Below are 17,176 nucleotides of genomic sequence, written 5' to 3'. Positions count from 1 at the left end.
AAGTGACGACGACTGACTCCAACCATACGAATCCCATTGCGCCTAACATACTCAACCAGAACTTTGCCACAACAGCTCCGAACAAAGTGTGGGTGACGGACATCACGTACATTCCTTGCCGAGAAGGACGACTCTATCTGGCCAGCGTACTGGACTTATTCACACGCAAGATCGTAGGTTGGAAGCTCGCTGATCGAATGACCACAGACTTGGTTCTCGCTGCCCTGGACCAGGCTTACGCGTCGCAAAAGCCAAAAAAGGGCTTGATCCACCATTCTGATCGGGGTTCCCAATATACGTCGGAGGAGTACCGCAACAAACTGAAACAGTACAAGATGAAAGCCAGTATGAGCCGTAAGGGTAACTGTTACGATAATGCCTGCATTGAATCCTTCCACAGTGTGCTGAAGAAGGAGTTTATTTACTGCACCAAATTTCAAACGAAGGTCCAAGCGCAACAAGAAGTATTTGAGTACATCGAGCTCTTTTATAACCGGAAGCGAATCCATGGTTCATTGGGTTACCTATCTCCTGACCGATTTGAAGCTGAGTACTATAAAAGCATTTGTAAGCAACGTTAGTTGGTGTCTACTTTCTTGACAGAGGTCCAAAAACCCTCTTACAGATGACAAGGCATCGCAGAATGCTCTTCGGCCATCTCCATAAGGCGGAAGCACTGCGTAGCAGCGTAATAGCAACGCGAGGCGCGCTGGATATTCGAGCTACAAGCCGGTGGCAGATGCGGCCCACATTCCGCTGATAAATGCCCCGTGGGTTTCCTCAACAACCTGAAACGCTAAGCCGTGGTCGACAAATACCTTCTTTAGTTCTGCCTTCGTCAAATGTCACTGTCTCCTGTCGTTATAGGGTGACATTATCACAGAACAACAACCTTTTTCATTTTCACACCTTTTTCATTTTCGGAATTGACAGACGATTGTGAGGAGCATATAATAAGCAGCAATACTTCACATCGACAAACGCGAAGAACAGGAGTAGTAAGGCAAACGCCGGGATCAGAGAGCTGCGGGTTGGTGCAACGCAGTCGAAGGCAGCCCCAATCTCGCCTGGGAGCGGAACAGCGGAATTCATGATGATGCAGCTGAAGGCCAAAGCTGATATCATTCTGTATGTACGTTGTAACGGTTAACCTCCGTAATCGGGTGCGCACCATCGATTTCTAGAATCGGCGGGGCGCTAAGGTGGGCGTTCTTCGTTCTCACGCAAGTGAGGAGACGTCAACAAGGGTGGTACCGCGCGGACTATACAGTCTGTCGTCTCTTGATTTATTGAGAGACGGCAGGCTTTTCTTGTTGTACGAAGATGTGAAGATGAGTAGATGAGCAGGTTGCTGACAGCTAATCCATAATCAATCAAACATAGAACAAACGCAATGAACAGGAGCATTAGGATATGATCCGGGAACAAGGCTTAACCGGCGACGGTAAGCGCAGAGAGCTGCGGGGTGGTGCGACGCAGTCGATGGATGTCCGAACTCGCCTGGAAGCGGATCGGTGGAAATGCGGCAGCGCATTGTCGGAAGACAATTGCGATGCGCAGTGTACATCGGCACGGATAACCTCCGTAATCGGGTGCAGCTTGAAAGGAAGCTATTCCTATCAGGCTCGCTGAGCGGGTTCGGGCATCTGTCCGGGCAACGAGAGTGGTACCGCGGCAAGCTGTTAAAGCCTGTCGTCTCTTGAATGATTGGGAGACGACAGGCTTTTTGTGTTTGCTGTGAACAGGAAAGGATTCTAAATTCAAAACCATTTCAGGAGGTTAATGATTATGACCACTAACATTATGACCACTAGCAATAACGAGCATGCCTACAAACGGATTCGCATCTTTGATACGACGCTTCGCGATGGCGAGCAGTCGCCGGGGGCATCCTTGGAGCCGAGCCAGAAGATCATCCTTGCCCGCCAGCTGGCAAAGCTGGGCGTAGATATTATCGAGCCGGGCTTCGCTATTTCCAGTCCGGGTGAATTTGCAGCTATTCAGCAGGTGTCCCGCGAGCTTCACAACGTAGAGATTGTCGGATTTGCACGCGCGGTTAAGGCAGATATTGATGCTGCTGTTCGTGCAACACAGGATGCTGCGCGCCGACGGCTGCACCTGTTTATATCCTCCTCGGATATCCATCTTGATTTTCAGCTGCGCAAATCACGGGAACAGGTGCTTCAGATTGCTCGCGAGATGGTCGCATACGGCAAGCAATTCGTTGATGAGATCGAATTCTCGCCAATGGACGCAAGTCGGGCCGGACGTGAATTTGTGATCGAAATGGTCGAGGGAGTTATTGCCGAAGGCGCTACAATCATTAATCTGCCTGACACGCTGGGCTATGCGATGCCTGAGGAATATGGAGAGATGTTCCGGGTTGTTCGTCAGCAGGCTCGTGGTGGCGATAAAGTGAGCTACAGCGCCCACTGCCACAATGACCTTGGGCTGGCGGTTGCGAACAGTCTGGCAGCGATACGTGCTGGCGCGACACAAATTGAAGTGACAGTCAATGGTGTGGGAGAACGCGCGGGCAACTGCTCACTGGAGGAGCTGGTCATGGCAATCGAAACCCGCAAAGAAGCGATTGGCGCTGTTACAGGTATCGTCACTAGCGAAATCTACGAAACGTCGCGGATGGTCAGCAGAGCGATGAATTTCCCGATTGCCTACAATAAACCAGTCGTAGGTCGCAATGCTTTTCAGCACGAATCCGGCATTCATCAGGACGGTCTGCTCAAAAACCGCAATACGTACGAAATTATGGACCCTGAAGCGATGGGGATACCGCGCAGCATGATCGTTCTCGGCAAGCATTCAGGACGACATGCCATTAAGCATCGGCTGTCCGAGTATGGTATTATGATGGATTCCTCGCAGCTGGAGGACGTATATAACCGATTTATCGAAAAGGCTGATGTGCTGAAGCTCGTTCCAGACAGCGTTCTGATCGGGCTGGCAAGCGAGACGACGGAAACGCAGCATGATCCCTATACACTTCTTGATTTGCAAGTGATGGCAGGTTCAGCTGATTCTATACGTACTGCAACCATTACCATTCGGGAACGCGATTCCCAAGAGGTGAAGAGCTATAGGGGCACAGGCGCAGGACCGCTGGAAGCCGTCATACACGGTTTGCAGGAGGCGATACCCGTTGATGCGGAATTCGAGGATTTGGAATTGCATTCCTTATCCACAGGTGAAGATGCCCGTGGAGAAGCGATTGTTAGCATTGTGCATCACAATGAGCGGTATCGTGGAACATCTATTCACAAGGACATCATTTTAGCGGCTGCCCAAGCCTTTGTCGCTTCGTGCAATCAGCTTCTGATGCGTGCAAAATAGCAGCAAATGTCCATTTGAACCGTTTGATCAACAATATCCACAACATTATCCACAGTAAATATGCTTGATGTGCATAACTGCTCTAATCCCCCGAAAAACGGACGTTTACAATGTGAACAAAAATGGGATAAGTTTTTCACAAGCGAGCTGTGGATAATGTGGATAATGTGTGCAAATGTTTCATCTTCTTCATCTTTATTCATATGATCTTAATAATTACTTAAAAATATTGCATTGCAGCGATGTGAATAGTGCCTGAATTGCCGAACAACTCGCTTTACACTGTGGATAACGCTGTGGATAGCGTGGATAGATTTGAATAATCTGAATAATAACGCAGCTACGGGTTCGGAGGGTTCTTCCGATCGCTGTTGGAGCCCGATTTTTTAATTGTAGAGTGATTATAGGTTGAAATCGGGCTTTAAAGGCGACCACTAACGTTTCTCCAGAATCCCTCCAACCCTCCGCTATGCACGGTCAACCGCTGCCAGAGCGCAGTGTCATACTGGGACTTTCAGATCGCACGATACACGATGAATCATCTGGCCCACCGTTAGTCAACAGAATCCCTTCATCCCCAAACTGTGGGTATGAAGGGATTTGTGTATAACAGCACACCATCTTCAATTGCAACCTTTGGAATCTGCTGACCGTTTACATAAATAATTGACTATGCTGTGATAAAGGGGCTGCACGCGATGAGAAAGAGTGCGAGAGAAATGAAGCCAACTTGGCTGTCAGGGGTGCTGCTGCTTATTCTGATCATTATAATGGCGACTGGGTGCGCAGTGGAGGAGAAGCGTGCACAGCCGGAGACGTGGGGCACTATGTACAAGGTTAAAGCTGAGGATATCGAATCCATTTCTATCACGAGCATTAGCTTGAACCATTCGGTTCAGATATCGAAACCGGAGACTATCGCTCAATTGGTTAAAGGCTTCAGCTCAGGTATCCCCCGATCAGGCAAACTGGATATAAGACCGCCCGATTATTCACTTGCGGTACAGCTTAATTCTGGAGAAATCCGTGAGGTAGCTTTATGGATCGCATCGGATGCTTCAAGTTTGTTTACAGACAATAGTTACAATTCGGGGTACTTCGAGCTGACGGCAACAGGGAAACAAACGATAACAGCCGCCCTTGAAGAGATCGGACCACCTGCATAATGGAAGGTCCGGATATGGGAAACTGTATATTGAAAATGACAACAGCCCTCACCAACCGCGATAACGGGAGGGTGGGGGCTGGCTGTTGTGTCTAGTATGCCGCTGCGATTATTACGCAAGGAGCTCTTCCCAGGCATCATAAGCTGATTGGAGGCGTGCACGGCAGGCGTCGATTGCTGCCTGTATTTCCCCGATGCGCACATAATCATTGAAGACGGAGGGATCGGCAAGCTGCTCCTCGTATGCTGCAATCTCGCTCTCCATTCGGGCAATATCTCCTTCGAGCTGTTCCAGCTTGCGCTGTCGAGCGCGTTCGTCACGCTTTGCTTGTTTGTCTGCTTCATAGGACGAGGAATCGGGTTTTTCTTTGGTATCGACGGCACGCCCCTGTTTTCCTTGCGCTGTCAGCTGCATTTCCAATCGTATTTCTTCGTTTTCACGTTTTTTCTCGATCATTTCGTCATAATTTCCCAGGAAATGATTCGTTCCCTGTGGAGTGAGTTCGACAATCCGTTCAGCCATTTTGTTCAGAAAATACCGGTCATGCGAAATGAACAGCAGTGTGCCATCATAGTCCATCAGTGCGGATTCAAGCACTTCTTTGCTGTACAAATCAAGATGGTTGGTCGGCTCGTCCAGAATAAGCATGTTTGCGCGCGCCAGCATAAGCTTGGATAGGGAAACACGGGCTCTCTCGCCGCCGCTTAATGAGCTGATTCGTTTCAGGACATCGTCGCCGCTGAACAGGAAATTGCCAAGAACGGTACGAATACGCGCCTCCTCAATGCTCGGATAAGCGCTCCACAGCTCTTCAAGCACGGTATTGGCAGGATTGAGTCCGGTATGCTCCTGATCATAATAGCCAATGGATATATTCGTACCCCAGCGAATCGTGCCTCCAGCAAGAGACTGCTGTCCCACTAGCGCCTTCAGCAACGTGGATTTGCCGATGCCGTTCGGTCCGATTAATGCGACATTGTCGTTGCGCTCAAGACGGAAAGAGACATTCTGGAATAGCGGGGGATCATTGTCCGTGAACCGGATCGACAAATGATCGGCATTCAGCACATCCTTGCCGCTTGAGCGTTCAACCTCGAAGGAGAAATGGGCTTTCTTCAAATCGCCAAGAGGCTTGTCGATCCGCTCCATTTTGTCGAGCGCTTTGCGCCGGCTCTGGGCTCTCTTGGTGGTAGAGGCGCGAACAATGTTGCGCTGAACAAAGTCCTCCAATCGACTGATTTCATCCTGCTGCTTCATATATTGTTTCAGCTGCGCCTCATAGTCGGCGGCTTTGAGGTCGATATATCGGCTGTAGTTGCCCGTATATCGCTTCGCGGTATGGCGTTCGATCTCGACAATGGTCTGAACGACTGCATCGAGAAAGTAGCGGTCATGGGAGACGACCAGAATGCCGCCGGAATAGCCGCGCAAATAATTCTCAAGCCAGGTCAGTGTCTCAATATCGAGGTAGTTGGTCGGCTCATCAAGCATGAGAAGATCGGGCGCCTGCAGCAGAATGCGCGCTAATGCCAGCCGAGTCTTCTGTCCGCCGCTTAATGTCGAGATAATGGTGTCGGGCGGAAATTGATGAAAGCCCATCCCATGCAGCACGCTGCGGATTCGCGTTTCCATCTCAAAGCCGCCATTCTCGCGGAACCATTCGGATAGCTGCGAGTAGCGCTCCAGCGTCGATTCATACTGCTTGCTGTTATGGTGAAGCGATGGATCTGCGATCTGCTGTTCAAGTATCCGCAGCTCCTGCTCCGCTTCGATCAAATGTTTGAACACGGCGCGCATCTCTGCTTCGATTGTCTGATCGGACTGCAAACCGCTTGATTGAGCCAAATAGCCAATTGTCGTTTCTTTGGTCTTGTAGATCGTGCCGGAATCTTCTGAAACCTCACCGGCAATAATACGCAGCAGTGTCGATTTGCCAGCCCCGTTGACACCGACCAGACCGACACGCTCCTTCGGCTGCACCTGGAACGTAATGGAGGTCAGCACACTGCTTGTACCATAGCTTTTGGATATATCGGAAACTTGAATGAGCATCGTACGGAAACCTCCAGCAATGAAAGACTATTATTGTAGAACAACGATTATGACCATTTTACCATATCAGGTATGGCTTGAAAAAATACGAATCATTCGATCATGCAGCCTTCGTTCTGAACACGAATATATGATCCCTTGACTATTGGCGAAATTTAGGCAAGAGTGGTAAACTAAATAGACATATTTTAATGAAGGAAGGCAAGACTGGCTATTATGGCAGGAACCGATGAAACGATAGAGCCTAGCATGGGGAAGAGAGCGGCAAGAACGGCAGCCAAGGAGCTGCGGGACCGACTGCCGAAGGCGCGCCTGGAGGAATGGTCGATTATGGCCTGTGAGCAGGCCGCGCAATGGCTTGAACGGGAATATTCCGATTGTCGGAGCATGCTGCTGTATGTACCGTTCCGGTCGGAGCTGAATCTTCGTCCTTTAATGGAATGGGGATGGCGGAGTGGGATAGCTGTCATCGTTCCCAGATGCTTGCCTGAGCAGCGGCTCATGGCGCTTTATCGCATCCATGGCTGGGATGAGCTTGCATCTGGCGCATATGGCATTATGGAGCCTGATCCTTCAATTGCGGCATACTGTGGCGATGCCTATGTGCCGGATATCGTTTTTGTCCCTGGACTTGCCTTTGATAGGCAGGGAGGCAGGCTCGGTTATGGCGGAGGCTATTATGATCGGTTCTATGATCGTTTGCGTGACATATCTCTGCGGGAAGACCGCATGATGCCGCTCTGGATCGGATGCGGCTTCGAGCAGCAGCTTGTTGCAGAGGTTCCAATGGAGGGACATGATGCAAGAGTCGGAGCGATCCTGACAGAGCAAGGGATGCGAATGACAGATCAGGTGATCGCATTTGACGATGATTGAGCTTGAAGCGCAATGGAGGAGATGCATATGGAGCTGACGCATTTTAACGAACAAGGCAGGGCTCGCATGGTCGACGTGTCGGACAAGGAAGTCACCACGCGAATAGCGGCTGCCCGGACGATGGTCAAGATGCTGCCGGACACGTTGGCGCGTATCAAGGCAGGTACGATTGGCAAGGGAGATGTTATGGCAGTTGCGCAGGTTGCAGGGGTCATGGCAGCCAAGAAAACATCGGACTGGATTCCTATGTGCCATCCGCTCCCGCTTACTGGCATCAATCTCGCTTTTTCCGACAATGGCGTCGATGAGCTTTATATAGAAGGAACGGTGAAGACGACCGGGAGAACCGGCGTCGAGATGGAGGCGTTGACCGCAGTGTCAGCTGCCGCCCTGACCGTATACGATATGTGCAAGGCATTGCAGAAAGATATGGTTATCGGTCCGACATATTTGATATCCAAGACCGGTGGCAAAAGTGGTGATTACGTCCATACGGACAATCCGTAATTTCGGATCGAATGGGGAGAAGCTCATGCGGTGGAAAGTGGCGTTGTTAACAGCAAGCGATAAAGGCTCGCGCGGCGAAAGAGAAGATACGAGCGCGCAGGTTATAAGGGAGCTTGTTGAGGAAGAACTAAGCGGTGAGATTGTTGACTACCGCATCGTACCGGACGAGCAGGATGAAATTATGGCTGCACTTATCGAGATGACCGACTACTATCAGGCGGATCTTGTCATTACGACGGGTGGAACCGGTCTGGCTGTACGAGATATTACGCCGGAGGCAACGATGCGAGTGCTCGACCGGGTTGTGCCCGGCCTTGCGGAAGCGATGCGCATCGGCTCCATGCAGAAGACGCGCCAGGCGATGCTGTCACGCGGGGTTTGCGGTATTCGGGGGCGTTCGCTGATCATTAATTTGCCAGGCAGTCCGAAAGGCGTTCATGAGAATTTAATGGCCATTATGGATCAATTGCCGCATGCGCTGAGCATTCTCTCAGGGCGAACGGGGGAACATAACGAATGAGTGCGACGAACAACGGAACTGTGCTGAGAGAGGTTCCTGTGCAGGATGCGATCGGTTTGCGGCTGGCGCATGATCTAACGCAAATTTTGCCAGGACAATTCAAGGGCCGATTGTTTAAGAAGGGACATCTCATTACTGAAGCCGATATACCGAGGCTGCTGGATATTGGCAAGGAACATATCTATACAATGGAGCTTGGAGCGGGAGAGCTGCATGAAGACGATGCAGCAAGTCGAATGGCGGAATCGCTTTTTGGTGAAGGCATGAGGCTGACAGAGCCGCATGAGGGCAAGGTGGCGATTAAGTCTGATCTCAACGTTCCAGCGCTCGCTGTCATCGATGAAGCGGTTGTTCACGCCATTAACAATCTAGGCGAGATCGCGCTTGCGACATTGCGCTCGCATACGGTCGTAATGCCGGATGGCCAGCTGGCGGCGACTCGTGTCATTCCGCTGTTCGTGGCGGAAGAGAAGGTTGATCATGTTCGAGCGATTGCGGATCAGTACAGGCAATCGAGCGGTGGCTGCGGACCGCTGCGGCTATTGCCGCTTCGTGCCTTCCGAATCGGTCTGCTTTCCACAGGGGGAGAGGTTTTCTCCGGACGCATAGCAGATAAATTCGGTCCTGCTGTGCGCCGAATTGTGGAATCGCTCGGTTCAGAAGTTGTGGAGCAGCGTTTTGCGCCGGACGATCGTCATATTATTGTCAAGGAAATACACTATTTGCTGAATCAGCAATATGATATGATACTAGTAACTGGCGGCATGTCCGTAGATCCCGATGACCGCACACCTGCAGCGATACAAGAAGCCGGAGCGGAGGTCGTCAGCTATGGCACGCCAATGCTTCCTGGCTCCATGCTGTTGGTCGGATATTTGAACGGTGTGCCGATTATGGGCTTGCCCGGATGTGTGATGCATGATCCATATACCTCCTTTAATGTGCTGCTGCCCAGAGTGCTGGCGGGTGAAGTCATAACGAGAGAGGATATCGTGCGCATGGGTTATGGAGGACTTCATAATTGTTGATGGTAGATATTGAAAATTTAGAGATTGAAAGGTATAATTCGTGGTGAAAACCATTTTTTTACAAACTAGGAGGTAGTTACTATGCTTGGTGGATTAGGAGTAACAGGTGTCATTTTACTCGTACTGGTCGCATTACTGCTCTTCGGACCTAATAAGCTGCCTGAATTGGGCCGCGCGTTCGGGCGTACGTTGAAGGAATTCAAAGCTGGCGCTAGAGATATTATGGAAGATAGTGATAAGGACCAGAAGGATACGAGCCGGATTGAAGTGAACCGTAAATCCGACGAAGTGGCGGACAGCAAGCGGCTCCCGGACTAATTGGGGCCGCTTTTCTTATGAGTCAGCCAGTGGATTGCTGGTGATCTACCGCCGTCATGCAACGCCACACCGCGCGCTGGTGACGCCACAGCACAAAGAGAGGTGAGAGAAGTTGTCCGAATCGGAAACAGAGAAGCCTACACGCAATGACCCATCCATGAGTCTGTTCGATCATCTTGGAGAGCTGCGTCGCCGCATCATTTATATACTGATTGTGCTTGTCCTTGGCATGGTAATTGGCCTGTTGCTGGCTGATCCCGCCTATGACTATTTGATGGCCCAGGAGCCCGTCAATTCGATGGCCCTTCACGCGTTCTCGCTGTGGGACGGTATCGGGATGTATATGAAATTCGCGCTTGTCATTGCACTGATCCTTGCACTTCCGTTTACCTTTTACCAGCTGTGGTCGTTCGTTAAACCGGCATTGGCAGTGAAGGAGCAGAGGGCAGCTCTCGGCTTTGTGCCGCTGGCGCTCGTATTTTTTCTCGCAGGATTGTCATTCTCCTACTTTGTCGTATTCCCGATGGCATTCGAATTCACATCAGGTGTGTCCAGGCATTTGAATTTAGAGGAAACGTATGGGATTACACAATACTTTGCGTTTATGTTCAATATTATCATTCCGATTTCGCTGCTGTTCGAGCTCCCGCTAGTCATTATGTTTCTGACGAAGCTGAGAATCGTTACACCGATGCGACTGCGCAAAATGCGCCGTCTCGCTTATTTCATCCTCATTGTGATCGGAACCTTGATAACACCCCCTGATTTTATCTCGGACTTGCTTGTCGCCATTCCGCTTATCATACTATATGAGATTAGTGTTATGATGTCAGGACTTGTCTATCGCAAACAGCAAGCGGCGGATGAGGCGTGGGAAGAAGAATATGGAACGTAGCTAACAAGTCGGGCGAATGAGCTCGGCTTGTTTTTGATTGCTGCCCAGCAGCTGGCTGCACGATAAGAGAATGCAGGCGCTGCTGCGAATTTTGCGAAATGTGCCGTACCAAAGCTAGAGACAAGTGTCGATAATGCTCGAACATTAAAAATACGGTAAAATGCCCGTTCAGGCACTTGAAATTGTGACGCAAAATCGGTATTATTAAAAATGGCTGTTAGCACTTAACTGTTGCGAGTGCTAACAAGAAACTTAGCAACGAATTTAAAAGGAGGCTATTTTCATGATCAGACCTTTGGGTGAACGCGTATTGATCGAACCGATCGCGAAAGAAGAAACGACTGCTAGCGGTATTGTGCTGCCGGATACGGCGAAAGAAAAGCCGCAAGAAGGCAAAGTTATCGCAGTAGGAAGCGGAGCGGTCAAGGACGGCGTGCGCATTGCGCTTGAAGTTAAAGAAGGCGACCGTGTACTGTTCTCGAAATATGCTGGCACGGAAGTTAAATACGAAGGCAAAGAGCTTTTGATTATGAAAGAAAGCGACATTCACGCAATTTTGGGATAAGCGTCATGCTTGGACCCCAACATAAATGATTTAGAAGACCTTACTTAGACCCGTAATAAGCTTAGGCTTGGCGGGAAGAACAATAATTTAGGAGGTTATCCATAATGGCTAAAGATATCAAGTTTGGCGAAGACGCGCGTCGCGCGATGCTGCGCGGGGTAGACGCTCTGGCGAATGCTGTTAAAGTAACACTCGGTCCTAAAGGCCGCAACGTAGTTCTGGAGAAGAAATTCGGAAGCCCGCTCATCACGAATGACGGTGTATCCATTGCTAAGGAAATCGAGCTGGAAGATGCATTCGAGAACATGGGTGCACAACTGGTTAAAGAAGTAGCAACTAAAACGAATGATGTTGCCGGTGACGGTACGACAACGGCTACGGTTCTTGCTCAAGCAATGATCCGTGAAGGTCTGAAGAACGTTACAGCGGGCGCTAACCCGATGGTTATCCGCAAAGGTATCGAGAAAGCAGTTCGCGCTGCTGTAGAAGAGCTGAAAGTTATTGCTAAGCCAATCGAAGGCCAGCAATCGATCGCTCAAGTAGCTTCGATCTCCTCCGGTGACGACGAAGTCGGCCAGCTCATTGCAGAAGCAATGGAGAAAGTCGGCAACGACGGCGTTATTACAGTAGAAGAATCCAAAGGCTTCGTAACCGAGCTTGAAGTGGTTGAAGGCATGCAGTTCGACCGTGGTTATGTGTCTGCTTACATGATTACAGATACGGATAAAATGGAAGCTGTCCTCGACAATCCATACATTCTGATCACCGACAAGAAAATTACGAACATCCAAGAAATTCTGCCTGTATTGGAGAAGGTTGTTCAATCCGGCAAGCAGCTGCTCATTATCGCAGAGGACATTGAAGGCGAAGCAATGGCGACGCTGGTTCTCAACAAGCTGCGCGGCACATTCACTTGCGTAGGCGTTAAAGCTCCAGGCTTCGGCGACCGCCGCAAAGCAATGCTGGGCGACATCGCGGCTCTGACTGGTGGTCAAGTGATTACTGAAGAGCTCGGCCTTGAACTGAAATCGACTACAATTGAGCAGCTCGGTTCCGCTCGTCAAGTTCGCATTACGAAAGAAAACACGATCGTTGTGGACGGAAGCGGCGACAAAGCGGATATCGATGTGCGCATCAGCCAAATCCGTACGCAGCTGGAAGAAACAACGTCCGACTTCGACCGCGAGAAGCTGCAAGAGCGTCTTGCCAAGCTGTCCGGCGGCGTAGCCGTTATCAAAGTCGGTGCAGCTACTGAAACCGAATTGAAAGAGCGCAAGCTCCGCATCGAGGATGCCTTGAACTCCACCCGCGCAGCGGTTGAAGAAGGTATCGTATCCGGTGGCGGTACTGCACTCGTGAACGTATACAAAGCGGTAGCAGCTGTTAATGCTGTTGGCGACGAGCAAACAGGCGTTAACATCGTGCTTCGCGCTCTGGAAGAGCCTGTACGCACAATCGCGGCTAACGCTGGCCAAGAAGGCTCTGTAATCGTAGAGCGTCTGAAAGGCGAGAAAGTCGGCGTAGGCTACAATGCAGCTACTGGCGAGTGGGTTGACATGTTCTCCGCCGGTATCGTTGACCCTGCGAAAGTAACGCGCTCCGCGCTGCAAAACGCAGCTTCCGTAGCGGCAATGTTCCTGACAACCGAAGCGGTTGTTGCCGACAAGCCAGAGAAAGACAAACCAGGCATGCCAGATATGGGCGGCATGGGTGGTATGGGCGGAATGGGCGGCATGATGTAACCAGACTCCCAATAATACAGTAATATCAATGGTTTCGGGGTCTTTCGGGACCCCGTTTCTTATTAAAACTCACAGAAAACTCACATTTCTTGCAAAAACGGCTTTTTAAGAATATCGGAGAAGTGAAGATTCACCTTGTCAGTGGCGTTCTTGTTCATTTTTTCTGTAACGTGCGTATATATCTTAAGTGTTGTTTTTGGATCATCATGTCCTACACGTTTCATGATCGTGATAAGGTCAACTTCTGCAGCTGCCATCATACTGATGTGAGTATGGCGAAAGATGTGAGGAGTTGCTTTCTTTATGATACTAGTCTTTCTGAGTATCCTATCCATACGGCGAATTACCGTTTTTTGAATGTATGGGTAACCATCGTCATCGCAAAACACAAACTTCTCATCATGGTAATCCGGATTAAAGTTTTTCACAGCAAGCCTGATCTTACGTTTTCTCTTAATATGTTCTTCTATGATTTTTGCAACGAGGGGATCGAGGTCGTTTGTCCGAATCGACTTGGTTGTTTTTGGTGGAGTAAGCTCGTACTTCATTTTGTTGTTATCTGGGTTATATAAGGTTTTAGTAATCCTAAATTTATTTGTATCAAAGAAAAAATCAGTCTCTTTAAGAGCAATCATTTCACCTGAGCGCATTCCAGTGAATGCTAACAGATAGAACATTTCCTTATCGTCAGGCAATCCATACTTAATTACTGCTTCTAAAAACTCCGTAAGCTCGTTCTCCTCAAGGTAGCTTTGTTCGATTGGAGCGTTCTCGATTTCCTCGACCGTCATTGTTTTTGTCGGAATAACAGCTCCGGCAGCAGGGTTATCCTTAATATATTTTTCCCTTATCGCATACTTATAAATAAGATTTGCTGTGACGTGAGTGCCTTCGATGTGCGAACGGGAAAACCCTTGGTCATCCAGGTCATTCAATATCCCCTGATGGGTTTTGTGCGTGATTTTTTCAATATTCACTGATTTAATATACTTGTTTAGTACAGTTATAGAGTTTTTACGAAGTCGAATTGTTGATTTTTTAACTGCTGAGCGAGAGTAACTATCCAGCCATTCTAAAGAAACCATATCGAAGGATTTATTTTTTATAACCTGATGATCGATGCCATGCTCCTTCAAGTCTTTAATGACTTTATCGACACGCGCTTCAGCTTCTTTCTGTGTGTTTCCTCGACGCATAATTTGCTTACGTTTCCCCGTCACTGGATCGGGAGGGCCGTCCTTGGTACAGACCCATTTGTATCCTTGCTTATTGTTTGCTGGAATCTTCTTCATGGATGCCATGTTCCTTACCACTCCTTTAGGCGAGGTATTATCATTATAGGATGGGGGAGATAAAAGTAAAACCCCCGATTTGGGGGTTAGTAACCATATTTCAAATAACGCAGTATGTCATCTAGGATACTTTCTAAATTGCTAACTCGCTGATCAACTGAATCCACATTAGATTCAGCGCTGCTAACAGAATAATCAACATCGCCTATATCGACTTTTATTGATCGCAGCTCGTTTGATATTTTTGATACATCTGATTGAATGGATGTTAGTTTCTCATCAATTTTTTTGTTGTTTTCATACGACATATAGAATTGATATGAAATAGCGCTAAGTATGATTATAGCTGCAATGACTGGGCCAAACGATTTCAATAATTTCATGGTGTAACCTTCTCTCTAGTAAATTCAACATACCACACTCTGTCTTCATCATCTTTCATTTTTACTTTTTCTCCTAAAATTAAATTTTCATTTTCGTAGTCGGTGAATCCTGTGTATCCGCCATTTGGCCATGTTACAGAACCTAAACGAATCCCGTTTTCATCAAAGTAAATTGAACTTGGCAACCTATAATTTTTTGCAATATTATCTTCAGAAAATAAATTTACATAGTAATTATAGTTTTCATCTATTTTTGTAGACTCGTCATAATAATAAATGAAGATACCAACAGAAATCGCTATCATCCAACCTAATATCTTACTGGTAATTTTGAAAGTTCCATTATAGTTTAATTTGAAGTAGTGCATAATTATTTTGTGTATTACATATCCCAATGATATTAAACCAAAAATAAATAACCAATAAATATAATCACTATATGCATGACCTACAAACACACAATACATCCCCTTTATTAGTCTTTACGCCCTATATCGGTAAATCCTGCTATAACTTTTATATCAATTTTGTAAGTCATGCAACGATTTGGACTTGATAATTGTCGTGTATACGCTTACACTATGAATATTCTAGACATCATGAGTGCAACTATTGCGATCCAGCAGACAGGTTCGCGTTTTTTTGCCTCATTTTCAAGGTACGGAGAAGCACGTACTTGTTACCAAGAGTAGCTTTGCTACTCCCCGCGCCACTCCCATTCATATAAATCATCGATATTGATATTGAGAACATCAGCGATTTCCTTTGCTTTTGCGATTTTTAAAACGAATCGCATGGTTACATAATCGCTCATTTGTTGTTTGGACATAGCAACTCGGTCGGCTAACCATTGCTGTGTCTTTCCAATTCGATGTAAATGTTCAGGGATACGGCAGCGGATTGGTACAAGTACCATTTCCATACCGCCTTTACCTCATTACGCTCTAAAAACAGAACAAGTGTTCTCAAATAATCGCCGCTATGCTATCATGGGTGTACTATACCCGGCTGAATAACATTGTGAAGGGGATGTTTAAGTGAATGATCACTTGTATATGTTAGCTGAAAAAATTATTTCAATAACAGGTTTAAAAGATAATGAGGTTGGATTTATTCATTTCCTTTCTTCATCTTTGCAAGCGAAAGAATCAATTCTCGAACCGCAGAATTTACAACTGGATCGTCACGAAGACTAACACCGTAGTTTTCCTCAGCTTCTTTTATTACCTGTTCATAGATGCTTTCAGGGAGCGTATAAGCGTTCTCTTTTTCATTCTCTTCAATATATCCGGCAGCTTGCATTAATTCCATGTAGTCGCAATTGTAGGCTTCTGATAAAGATTTCAGAGAAAGCGGCGATGGCCTTATTGGTGTCTTAGTCGCTGGGTGAATTCCTTTTTCCAAAGAGTCGATATACGAATGACTTAGACCGCTTCTTTTAGCCGCCTCCCTCAACGAAATACCTCTTTTCTCTCTCGCCATCTTTAACATTTCAGTTATATTCAACAGGTCGCACACCTCCATTCTTTATGGTGTTCTACGAATCATACAATAGTGTAATACAAATATTTAAATATTACTTAAAAAAGCTAGTACTAAATAGTTGACAGACTGTTCTTCATGTAGTACATTATGAATGTACAACGAATAGTACAGATTGGAGGTGGAGAGATATGAAGAACAATCTTGATTTCCTCATGGAATCTAATAGAGTCGGAGTAACTAAGCTAGCAAAAGAAATCAAGGTGTCTCGCGGAACAATATACCGTACTTTAAATGGTGGAACGCCTTCTGCTGGTCTGATGCTAAAGATTTCGAAGTACTTCAACAGAGATGTGAAAGATATTTTTTTTGACTCAAGTGTACAACAAATAGTACATGGGAGGACTTCAGCCTAATTCATTTTAACAGCATTAATAAAAACACGAAAGGATGAATGAAAATGCAAAGCGTAAATGTGCAGAGCGTAAATGTAGAAATTCTAATCAACGGGAAGCGATACGCAGGGGAATTGAAAGAGGTAGAAGCCGCCGCTCGAACGACGACTTCTGATGAAATGAGACAAATGAATCCTTTCTCTGGCAGATCATCAAATGGAATTGATTTGGTTAACAAAAAATCGACTTTATCAACTGGTAGTGGTGAATTTCATCACATCAAAGAATAACAGGGTAACCATTCTTCGCAAGCCATTTGGATACTTCATCACTAAATTCATGAAGTCCTGAAATTTCATTTCCAAGTAAGGCTACTATCAATTTTTCGTTTTTATTAAACTCAGGTGCTAAATAATTTTTAATCTCTTTTGCTCTTAACGTGGTGTTGATGAGAAATGTAGATAGTTGAATGCGTGCCCAATCGTTACTCATTTCCTTAATCTTCTCATGAACGTTTTTGTAATCATCATGACTAGCACGAACCAAATCGTAAGCAATTAAATAAACAGCCATACATCTTCACCCCCTCTCTATCTACCAATATACG

The 17,176-nt window shown here is 47.2% G+C and carries 21 protein-coding genes; 14 read left to right on the top strand and 7 right to left on the bottom strand.

The features are described 5' to 3' along the window. The 4 genes from L6H65_RS12030 to L6H65_RS12015 form a co-directional block, all read left to right on the top strand. The coding region (locus L6H65_RS12030; RefSeq protein ID WP_236342547.1) for an IS3 family transposase at nt 1-581 on the top strand (581 nt) is incomplete at its 5' end. Nucleotides 582-1,413: 832 nt separating this feature from the next. Next, nucleotides 1,414-1,632, top strand: coding sequence for a hypothetical protein (locus tag L6H65_RS12025; RefSeq protein WP_236342545.1), 219 nt, complete (start codon nt 1,414-1,416; stop codon nt 1,630-1,632). Between the two features lie 156 nt (nt 1,633-1,788). After that, nucleotides 1,789-3,348, top strand: a complete 1,560-nt coding sequence (locus L6H65_RS12020) for a 2-isopropylmalate synthase (RefSeq protein ID WP_236342537.1) — start codon at nt 1,789-1,791, stop codon at nt 3,346-3,348. A gap of 698 nt (nt 3,349-4,046) precedes the next feature. Further along, a complete protein-coding gene (locus L6H65_RS12015; protein WP_236342535.1) occupies nt 4,047-4,514 on the top strand; it encodes a YhfM domain-containing protein in 468 nt (155 codons plus the stop codon). Nucleotides 4,515-4,625: 111 nt separating this feature from the next. Here L6H65_RS12015 and L6H65_RS12010 read toward each other — a convergent pair whose 3' ends face one another. Then, on the bottom strand, nt 4,626-6,566 hold the full coding sequence (locus L6H65_RS12010; protein WP_236342533.1) for an ABC-F family ATP-binding cassette domain-containing protein: 1,941 nt from the start codon (nt 6,564-6,566) through the stop codon (nt 4,626-4,628). A gap of 216 nt (nt 6,567-6,782) precedes the next feature. On the opposite strand from L6H65_RS12010, the gene L6H65_RS12005 reads away from it, so the two are divergent. The 8 genes from L6H65_RS12005 to groL all read left to right on the top strand — a co-directional run bounded on the left by L6H65_RS12005 (nt 6,783) and on the right by groL (nt 13,017). Continuing rightward, entirely contained in the window at nt 6,783-7,442 is a 660-nt protein-coding gene (locus L6H65_RS12005) for a 5-formyltetrahydrofolate cyclo-ligase (protein WP_236342524.1), read from the top strand. A gap of 27 nt (nt 7,443-7,469) precedes the next feature. Next, nucleotides 7,470-7,949 (top strand): cyclic pyranopterin monophosphate synthase MoaC, encoded by a 480-nt coding sequence (gene moaC, locus L6H65_RS12000; protein WP_236342516.1) that lies wholly within the window; start codon nt 7,470-7,472, stop codon nt 7,947-7,949. A 25-nt stretch (nt 7,950-7,974) separates the two neighbouring features. Further along, nucleotides 7,975-8,469 (top strand): MogA/MoaB family molybdenum cofactor biosynthesis protein, encoded by a 495-nt coding sequence (locus L6H65_RS11995; protein ID WP_236342596.1) that lies wholly within the window; start codon nt 7,975-7,977, stop codon nt 8,467-8,469. Continuing rightward, nucleotides 8,466-9,497: a molybdopterin-binding protein gene (locus L6H65_RS11990; RefSeq protein ID WP_236342514.1), complete on the top strand. Its 1,032-nt coding sequence runs from the start codon at nt 8,466-8,468 to the stop codon at nt 9,495-9,497. The genes L6H65_RS11995 and L6H65_RS11990 overlap by 4 nt, the downstream gene beginning before the upstream one ends. Before the next feature lie 81 nt (nt 9,498-9,578). After that, nucleotides 9,579-9,815 (top strand): twin-arginine translocase TatA/TatE family subunit, encoded by a 237-nt coding sequence (gene tatA, locus L6H65_RS11985; RefSeq protein ID WP_236342512.1) that lies wholly within the window; start codon nt 9,579-9,581, stop codon nt 9,813-9,815. A gap of 157 nt (nt 9,816-9,972) precedes the next feature. After that, complete coding sequence (gene tatC, locus L6H65_RS11980; RefSeq protein WP_236342594.1) at nt 9,973-10,710, top strand: twin-arginine translocase subunit TatC; 738 nt, start codon at nt 9,973-9,975, stop codon at nt 10,708-10,710. 283 nt (nt 10,711-10,993) lie between these two features. Beyond that, nucleotides 10,994-11,275: a co-chaperone GroES gene (gene groES / locus L6H65_RS11975; protein WP_219873699.1), complete on the top strand. Its 282-nt coding sequence runs from the start codon at nt 10,994-10,996 to the stop codon at nt 11,273-11,275. Between the two features lie 104 nt (nt 11,276-11,379). Next, on the top strand, nt 11,380-13,017 hold the full coding sequence (gene groL, locus L6H65_RS11970; RefSeq protein ID WP_236342504.1) for a chaperonin GroEL: 1,638 nt from the start codon (nt 11,380-11,382) through the stop codon (nt 13,015-13,017). Between the two features lie 80 nt (nt 13,018-13,097). On the opposite strand, the gene L6H65_RS11965 is transcribed toward groL, so the two are convergent. From L6H65_RS11965 to L6H65_RS11945, 5 genes are all read right to left on the bottom strand, one after another. Beyond that, nucleotides 13,098-14,318, bottom strand: a complete 1,221-nt coding sequence (locus tag L6H65_RS11965; protein ID WP_236342502.1) for a site-specific integrase — start codon at nt 14,316-14,318, stop codon at nt 13,098-13,100. Between the two features lie 77 nt (nt 14,319-14,395). Further along, complete coding sequence (locus tag L6H65_RS11960) at nt 14,396-14,692, bottom strand: hypothetical protein (RefSeq protein WP_236342500.1); 297 nt, start codon at nt 14,690-14,692, stop codon at nt 14,396-14,398. After that, entirely contained in the window at nt 14,689-15,150 is a 462-nt protein-coding gene (locus tag L6H65_RS11955; RefSeq protein ID WP_236342498.1) for a hypothetical protein, read from the bottom strand. Before L6H65_RS11955 ends, L6H65_RS11960 begins: the two co-directional genes overlap by 4 nt. A 239-nt stretch (nt 15,151-15,389) precedes the next feature. Next, complete coding sequence (locus tag L6H65_RS11950) at nt 15,390-15,614, bottom strand: helix-turn-helix transcriptional regulator (RefSeq protein WP_236342496.1); 225 nt, start codon at nt 15,612-15,614, stop codon at nt 15,390-15,392. Nucleotides 15,615-15,802: 188 nt separating this feature from the next. Further along, complete coding sequence (locus L6H65_RS11945; protein WP_236342494.1) at nt 15,803-16,198, bottom strand: helix-turn-helix domain-containing protein; 396 nt, start codon at nt 16,196-16,198, stop codon at nt 15,803-15,805. Nucleotides 16,199-16,365: 167 nt separating this feature from the next. Between L6H65_RS11945 and L6H65_RS11940 the strand changes: the two genes are divergently transcribed. Together L6H65_RS11940 and L6H65_RS11935 are read left to right on the top strand one after the other, a co-directional pair. After that, nucleotides 16,366-16,590: a helix-turn-helix transcriptional regulator gene (locus tag L6H65_RS11940; RefSeq protein WP_236342492.1), complete on the top strand. Its 225-nt coding sequence runs from the start codon at nt 16,366-16,368 to the stop codon at nt 16,588-16,590. Between the two features lie 44 nt (nt 16,591-16,634). Further along, nucleotides 16,635-16,859, top strand: coding sequence for a hypothetical protein (locus L6H65_RS11935; RefSeq protein WP_236342482.1), 225 nt, complete (start codon nt 16,635-16,637; stop codon nt 16,857-16,859). On the opposite strand, the gene L6H65_RS11930 is transcribed toward L6H65_RS11935, so the two are convergent. Then, nucleotides 16,849-17,142, bottom strand: a complete 294-nt coding sequence (locus tag L6H65_RS11930) for a hypothetical protein (protein WP_236342480.1) — start codon at nt 17,140-17,142, stop codon at nt 16,849-16,851. The genes L6H65_RS11935 and L6H65_RS11930 overlap by 11 nt on opposite strands. Between the last annotated feature and the right edge of the window lie 34 nt (nt 17,143-17,176).

It is taken from the genome of Paenibacillus plantiphilus (genome assembly GCF_927798095.1).
In the GTDB taxonomy this organism is placed as follows: Bacteria; Bacillota; Bacilli; order Paenibacillales; family Paenibacillaceae; genus Paenibacillus_Z; species Paenibacillus_Z plantiphilus.
The sequence above is the reverse complement of the archived record's forward strand: the minus strand, read 5'-3'. Positions and strand labels throughout refer to the sequence as shown.